General features: G+C 65.5%; 6 protein-coding genes and 2 pseudogenes. 2 read left to right on the top strand and 6 right to left on the bottom strand.

Annotation, left to right across the window (positions count from 1 at the left end):
• A pseudogene (locus MOV75_RS22910) lies at nt 1-134 on the bottom strand (ATP-binding protein); the annotation flags it as partial.
• 228 nt (nt 135-362) lie between these two features.
• On the opposite strand from MOV75_RS22910, the gene MOV75_RS22915 reads away from it, so the two are divergent.
• Nucleotides 363-608 (top strand): PilZ domain-containing protein, encoded by a 246-nt coding sequence (locus MOV75_RS22915; protein WP_007598461.1) that lies wholly within the window; start codon nt 363-365, stop codon nt 606-608.
• A gap of 80 nt (nt 609-688) precedes the next feature.
• Nucleotides 689-1,462 carry a tetratricopeptide repeat protein gene (locus tag MOV75_RS22920; RefSeq protein ID WP_246926968.1) on the top strand — a complete coding sequence of 258 codons (774 nt, stop codon included), beginning with the start codon at nt 689-691 and terminating at the stop codon, nt 1,460-1,462.
• A gap of 78 nt (nt 1,463-1,540) precedes the next feature.
• On the opposite strand, the gene MOV75_RS22925 is transcribed toward MOV75_RS22920, so the two are convergent.
• The 5 genes and pseudogenes from MOV75_RS22925 to MOV75_RS22945 form a co-directional block, all read right to left on the bottom strand.
• Nucleotides 1,541-2,830 (bottom strand): AAA family ATPase, encoded by a 1,290-nt coding sequence (locus MOV75_RS22925; protein WP_246926966.1) that lies wholly within the window; start codon nt 2,828-2,830, stop codon nt 1,541-1,543.
• Nucleotides 2,827-3,561, bottom strand: a complete 735-nt coding sequence (locus tag MOV75_RS22930; RefSeq protein ID WP_246926962.1) for a CpaD family pilus assembly protein — start codon at nt 3,559-3,561, stop codon at nt 2,827-2,829. The genes MOV75_RS22925 and MOV75_RS22930 overlap by 4 nt, the downstream gene beginning before the upstream one ends.
• A 46-nt stretch (nt 3,562-3,607) precedes the next feature.
• Nucleotides 3,608-5,125, bottom strand: coding sequence for a type II and III secretion system protein family protein (locus MOV75_RS22935; protein ID WP_246926959.1), 1,518 nt, complete (start codon nt 5,123-5,125; stop codon nt 3,608-3,610).
• A 13-nt stretch (nt 5,126-5,138) separates the two neighbouring features.
• Complete coding sequence (cpaB, locus tag MOV75_RS22940) at nt 5,139-5,945, bottom strand: Flp pilus assembly protein CpaB (RefSeq protein ID WP_246926956.1); 807 nt, start codon at nt 5,943-5,945, stop codon at nt 5,139-5,141.
• A 456-nt stretch (nt 5,946-6,401) separates the two neighbouring features.
• Nucleotides 6,402-6,625, bottom strand: a pseudogene (locus MOV75_RS22945) (glutathione synthase); the annotation flags it as partial.

Raw genomic sequence — 6,625 nt, forward strand, 5'->3', positions numbered from 1 at the left:
CGCGCCTCCGACACCGCCTTGTCCGGAAGGCCGACGATGGCGAAGGCCGGCAGGCCGGGCGCCACCTGTACCTGCACGTCGACCGCGCGGGCCTCGATCCCCTCAAAGGCGACGGTAGAAACCCGCTGAACCATGCTCAAACCAGCCTGCCCCTCTCGCACAATTAGGGGTAGCAGAGCCCGGCGCTCTCCGCAAGAACAATACGGGAACGATCCCCGGAGGGTCGACGAAGCCTAACCGTTCGTAAACGCCAAGCCGACACTACGCCTCGAATGCCGGCTTCTGTCCTCAGCACATTCCAACGAATGTCCGCTACTCCTAGGGCTGCGGGATGGGCCGTGGTCAACGGGTGAACAATTCAAATGCTAGCAAATCGCCGGAGAAGCGAACGTCGGATGTGCACCCGGCTCGCCAAGATCCATTTTGGCGCGGGGTCGCTGCCGCGGGACTGCACGATCACCGATATCTCGGATGGCGGTGTGAAAGTGGTGGCGGAATTTTTGGAAGTGCCGCCGCAATTCACCATCATCTTCGCGCCCGACTATTCCCGGCAATGCCGCCTGCGCTGGCGCATCGGCTGCGAGTTCGGCGCCGAATTCACCGACTAGGGTCCTTGGGAAGCGCGTCCTTAACGGGACTTTAGCGTTAATCGGTAAGCATCTCTGATCAGTTGCCGAGTGATCAGAGTATGTCCAAGCGTTCGTCCCTCGCCTTTCCTGCGGCGAGATTGCTGCTTCCCGCCCTCCTGGTGCTCACCCTCGGCGGTTGCCAGACCGCCGGCATCGAGGACGTGACCGGCGCGCTCGGCGTCAGATCGGAAACGGCTGTTAAGGCCGACCCCACGCCGGACATGGACGCTTTGCGCGAGCGTTATCGCGCCAAGCCAGGTGATCCCGACATTGCGCTCGCCTACGGCAAGGCGCTGCGCGAGAGCGGCCAGCGCGCGCAGGCGGTCGCGGTGATGGAGCAGGCCGTGCTCGGTCATTCCAGCAACAAGGCGCTGCTCGCCGGCTATGGCCGAGCGCTCGCCGACAACGGTAATTTCCAGCAGGCCTTCGACGTCCTCGGCCGCGCGCATTCGCCTGAGGATCCCGATTGGCGCATCCTGTCGGCGCAGGGCGCGGCGCTCGATCAGCTCGGCCGCAACGAGGAAGCGCAGCAATATTACGCCGCGGCGTTGAAGATCGTGCCGAACGAGCCGACCGTGCTGTCCAATCTCGGCCTGTCCTATATGCTGCAAAACAATCTGTCGAAGGCCGAACAGGTGCTCGGCCGCGCTTATCAGCGCAATCAGAACGATGCGCGGGTCCGCGCCAATCTGGCGCTCGTGCTGGGATTGCAAGGCCGCGAGGCCGAGGCCGAAATCCTCGTGAAGGCCGATCTGCCGCCCGATCAGGCCGCCGCAAAGGTCACTGCGCTGCGGCAGCTGCTGGCGAAGAAGCAGCAACGGGCGGACAAATAGCCCACGCGCATAGATCCTCTTCTGATGCGTTTTCCTGACGCGAACCGATATCCACTTCGCCCGAAAAGGCCTCAGGCCCTACGACGCCTTGCGATGCGGGGCTGATCCGCGCCCAGGCCTGCCCTTCAGCTTCTTCAGCAGCGGCGCGAGCAACGAGCGCTTCGGCTTCTTCACCTCGCCGCGGCCGGCGAGACGGTTCGCCATGTTCTGAAACAGCTCGGTGGTGCGGTGATTCTTGGAGACTTCCGCGATCATCTGGCCGTTATTGGCCGCAGTCGAAAACAGTTTCGAATCGAACGGGATCACCGCGATCGGCTGGCTCTCCATGGTCTTGGCGAACGCCTTGACCTCGATCTCCGCGCGCTTGTGCATGCCGACCTGGTTGAGGCAGTACAGCGGCGGCCGGTCGTTCGGTCGCGCTGCTTTCAGCACGCTCAGCATGTTCTTGGTGTTGCGCAGATTGGCGAGATCGGGCTCGGCGACGATTACGATGTCGTCGGCATTCACCAGCGCGCGCCGCGTCCAGCCGGACCATTGGTGCGGGACGTCGAGCACGATGCAGGGGGTGGTCATGCGTAGCGTGTCGAATATGGCGTCGAAGGCTTCGGCGCCGAAATCGTAGACGCGGTCGAGGCTGGCAGGCGCAGCGAGGAGGCTGAGGCGCTCGGTGCATTTGGAGAGCAGGCGCTCCATCAGCGCCGTGTCCGGGCGGTCCTGCGACAGCACTGCGTTGGCGATGCCCTGCACCGGGTCCTGGTTGTAATCGAGGCCCGCGGTGCCGAAGGCGAGGTCGAGGTCGATGACGACCGAATCGAGCGAAAGGTCGCGGGCGATGGTCCAGGCCACGTTGTGCGCCACGGTGGAAGCGCCGACGCCGCCCTTGGCGCCGACCACCGCGATGACGCGGCCGGTGATGATGGCCTCGGAGGCCGAGAACAGGCTGCAGATCGAGCGGACGACGTCGAGCGTTTCGACCGGTCCGACCACATAATCGTTGACGCCTCGGCGCACCAGCTCGCGATAGGGCGCGGTGTCGTTGGGATTGCCGATCACGACCACGCGCGTGCCGGGGTCGCAGACGCCGGCGAGGTCGTCCAATCCCTCGAGGATGTCGCGCGTGCCGTCGGATTCGATCACGATCACGTTCGGCGTCGGCATCGTCTCATAGACTTCGATCGCTGCGGCAAGGCCGCCGTCCTTGGCGGTGAGATGCGCCTTGGCGAGCCGGCGGTCCTGCCCCGCCGCGGTCACCGCGGCGAGCGTCTTCTCGGTCTCGCAAAAGGCCTGCACCGAGATGCGAGGAACCGGCGCAATGTGTTCCTCGGGGTGCTGCGGATCGTCCGCGTCTTCGTCGTGGAGGCGTGTCATTTGCCGGTATCGCTGAGTTTGGCCTTGTCGGAGTCGGGTGAGGGGGTCGCGATCGGCGTGCCCTTGCGGTAACGTTCGAAAGCGATGTCGCGTCGCGCGGTATAGGCGGGGGTCTCGGCGCGCGGCTGCTCGAGATCGGCGGGGTTGTCGATCATCGCCGCAAGATTGCGCTGGCTGGCGCAGCCCAGGTTGAAATAGGGCCGGTTCTCGTTGTAGCCGGGATCGAGGATGTTGGGTCCGACGTCCTCCGGCCACAGCCCGCAGGGGCCGGCGACCGCGGCAATCCTGGAATAGCTCAGACGGATGGTGGGCAGCAGCCCGGGATCTTCAGGGCGATAGGGATGCTGAACGATGGCCCGCGACGGCACGCCGCCGGATGCGAGCACGGATCGGATCTCGCGATAGGTCGCGGCCGCCGCGCGCGAATTCGCGCTGTCGACGGGGACGTCGACGACGACGGAGCCGGTGCCTTCGCGCACCCAGTCCCTTGCGATGCCCGCGACGTCCGAATGCTGCGCGGCCGAGAGGCCACCCCTCGCCTTGCCGACGAAGATCACGATCGACTTCTTGCCTTCCTGGACCGCGATCGGATGACGCTGGCGATAGTCGGTCGGCACCGTCTGGGTGACGATCTCGCCGGTGGTGTTGCAGGCGCCCAGCATGACGGAGAGGCCCGTCAGTGCCAGCGCGATCCTTAAGCTGCGACGTCGATCGGCTGATGTTGTCGTCATCGTCCCCTCTAGCCCCGTTTCTTGTCCGGTCCCCAAACCGTCCGTCTCAGTCGATGATGAAGCCGAAATCACCCGGCGTGCCGGCGATCGGATCGACACGGCGCGCGATGCCGTAGAGACGGTTCATGCGGCCGAGCAGCGCCGACTGCGCGTCCGAGGCCGGCGCGAAGCCGTCGTCGGGCCGTGCCAGTTCTTTCTGGGCGACCGCGCGCACCACATAGGGTGTCACGATCACCATCAGCTCGGTCTCGTTGTTGACGAAGTCCTGGCTGCGGAACAGCGCGCCGATGATCGGCACCTGGTCGACGCCGGGCAGGCCGTTGATGGCCTGCTTGGTCTTCTGCTGGATCAGGCCGGCCATCGCCATCGAGCCGCCCGAGGGAATTTCCAGCGTGGTCTCCGCGCGGCGGGTCTGGATCGAGGGGATGGTGATCGAGTTGCTCGAGTTCGAGGACACCGCCTGCGTCAGCGTGATCGCGTTCGTATTCGACAGCTCCGAGACCTCGGTCATCACGCGCAGGCTGATGCGGCCTTCTGCGAGCACGACCGGAGTGAAGTTCAGGGAGATGCCGAACTTCTTGTAGGTGACCTGGGTGGTACAGACGTGGGTGACGGGATCGCAGGAATAGCCTGCGGGAATCGGGAATTCGCCGCCGGCGATGAAGGTGGCGGATTCGCCTGAGATCGCGGTCAGGCTCGGCTCGGCGAGCGTGCGCATGACGCCGGCGCTTTCCATCGCGCGCATGGTGGCGCTGACGGTGGCGAAGCCCTTGGCGAGGCCGGCGACGCCGAGCCCGTTGCTGCCGACGATCGGTCCGCCCGAGACCGAGAACGGATTGGAATTGTTGAAATTCACCACCGCCGTGCCGGCATTCAGGCTGGCGCTGAGATCGACGCCAAGCTGCTTGACGATGTCGCGGCGCACTTCGCCGACGACGACCTTGAGCATCACCTGATCGCGGCCGCGCACGACGATGTTGTTGACGACCTTGTCCGAACCGCCGACCAGCTTGGCGGCGACGTCGCCGGCCTGCTGTGCCTCGACCGGGCTCGACACCGATCCGGTCAGCATCACGCTGTCGCCGACGCCTTCGATCTGCACGCCGGGCAGGGACTGGCGAAGGGCCGCGCGCATGCCGTTGAGATCGCGCTTGACCGCGATGTCATAGGCGGCGACCTGCTGGCCGTCGGCGGTGAAGAACACGACGTTGGTCTGGCCGACCTGGCCGCCGATGATATAGGCGCGCTGGGCCGAGCGGATGACCGCATTGGCGATCTTGGGATCGGCCACCAGCACGTCCTTGACCTCGCGGGGCAGGTCGATGACGACGGATTTGCCCACGCCAAGCGAGAGAAAACGCGACCTCGCGGGCGCGATCGTCGCGACCGACGATACCTCGAGGTCCGGAGCCTGCATCGGCGCCTGGTCACCGACCGGCGCATCCGCGGCGCTGACGCAGTCGGGGGCTGCGAGCAGCCCCAGCATCAGCATCGTCCCCGCCAAGAACGAGCGTGCGCGCTTCCCCCGAATGCGCAGGCCCGTCCGATCATCCCCGTCCTTCATGCTTTCCCCACCATCACTTCTGTGACGTCAATTGCCGCGCCTGCACCCCGTAGCGGATCACGTTGACGCCGTCGGAACGCTTGGCCGCCTGTTCCTCGACCGGACTCTCCACGGCCTTGGCATCGACGATGCTCCGCAGCGCGAGCTGGAGCGTGCCGCCCTGGCGCGCGGCCGACAGCGTGGCGACCTGGTCGGGCTTGAGCTCGAGCGTGACGGTCTTGCCGATCACGGCGTTCTGGCCGTCTTTTTCCTTCGGCGCCTGGTCGATCGCGAGCACGCGGATGTTGCTCAGGATGACCTCGGACAGGATGAGGTCGTTGCCGCCGCTGGCGCCATCGGGATTCTTCAGGCGACGGGTCAGGACGATGTCGACGTGGTCGTTCGGCAGAATGAAGCCGCCGGCGGCGGTCTCGGCTGAAATCTCGGTAGAGACGGCGCGCATGCCCGACGGCAGGATAGCGGCCATGAATCCGGAGCCTTCGGCCTTGACCAGCTTCTGCTCGCGGATCGGCTCGCCCTGCATCAAGGGGACGCGCGCGATCGAGCCGGCGATCTGCGTTTGGGCTTCGGGCCTGTTGTCACGGCGGATGAAGGCGCTGCTCGCAGTCGCCGCCGGCCAGGTCTGCCATTGCAGATCTTCGGGCTTGAGCGCCTGGCCGAGCTGGATATCGTTCTTGGCGATGAGGACTTCGACCGTCGGCAGCTTCTCGGCGACAGGCACAGCGGGCGCGGGCGCATTCTGATAGCCGCTCGCCAGATACGCAGCGACGCCGCCGGCGGCCAGCGCGATGACGAGAACGACGATGCGTGCGGTGTTCATACGCTTTTACTCATACGCGGGGCACTCGAACCGCACCTGGCGTGTTCCCCCGTGCCGATGAGTAGGGAGTAAAAGTATAAGGGGTGTTGCGAGGCCGAACGCGATGACCAGCCACGATGCTGGTTCTCGGCAGATGGTGAACGCGGCGTTATTCCGTCGGCCAGCGGCCCCGTAGTTTCACCCAGTGCGCGGTGCGCGCGTGGACGCGGCGCATCATGGTGAATGGGTGGTTAGTGATGGGTGGTGCGAGCGTGCCAAGCAACTGCGATGACAGTCGCAGTCCGTCATCCTGAGGTGCGAGTGGCGCGATGCAAAGCATCGCGCCGGGAGCCTCGAAGGATGCGTGGCCCCGATGCTTCCGCGCTGCGATCAGCTGGGCCGTCGCCCTTCGAGAGCCGCTGAAGAAGCGGCCACCTCAGGGTGACGGTGATGGAGCGAGTTAAAGGCGATAGGCGGCTACTTCTTCCGCTTCTGCTCGATGACGTCCCAGACCTTCGCCGCAACGTCGGGGCCGCCGAGCTTTGCAATGGCGCGGATACCCGTGGGCGATGTCACGTTGATCTCGGTGAGGTTGCCATTGATGACGTCGATGCCGACGAACAACAGGCCGCGCTCGCGCAAGGCCGGGCCGACCGTGGCGCAGATTTCGCGTTCGCGCGGCGTGAGCTCGGTCTCCTGCG

The sequence above is a fragment of the Bradyrhizobium sp. PRIMUS42 genome (genome assembly GCF_023006515.1).
Lineage (GTDB): Bacteria > Pseudomonadota > Alphaproteobacteria > Rhizobiales > Xanthobacteraceae > Bradyrhizobium.

Bases quoted from the DNA above. Each gene is read 5' to 3' on its own strand.
- MOV75_RS22915 (WP_007598461.1), top strand. From the start codon at position 363: ATGCTAGCAAATCGCCGGAGAAGCGAACGTCGGATGTGCACCCGGCTC.
- MOV75_RS22920 (WP_246926968.1), top strand. From the start codon at position 689: ATGTCCAAGCGTTCGTCCCTCGCCTTTCCTGCGGCGAGATTGCTGCTT.
- cpaB (WP_246926956.1), bottom strand. From the start codon at position 5,945: ATGAACACCGCACGCATCGTCGTTCTCGTCATCGCGCTGGCCGCCGGC.
- MOV75_RS22935 (WP_246926959.1), bottom strand. From the start codon at position 5,125: ATGAAGGACGGGGATGATCGGACGGGCCTGCGCATTCGGGGGAAGCGC.
- MOV75_RS22930 (WP_246926962.1), bottom strand. From the start codon at position 3,561: ATGACGACAACATCAGCCGATCGACGTCGCAGCTTAAGGATCGCGCTG.
- MOV75_RS22925 (WP_246926966.1), bottom strand. From the start codon at position 2,830: ATGACACGCCTCCACGACGAAGACGCGGACGATCCGCAGCACCCCGAG.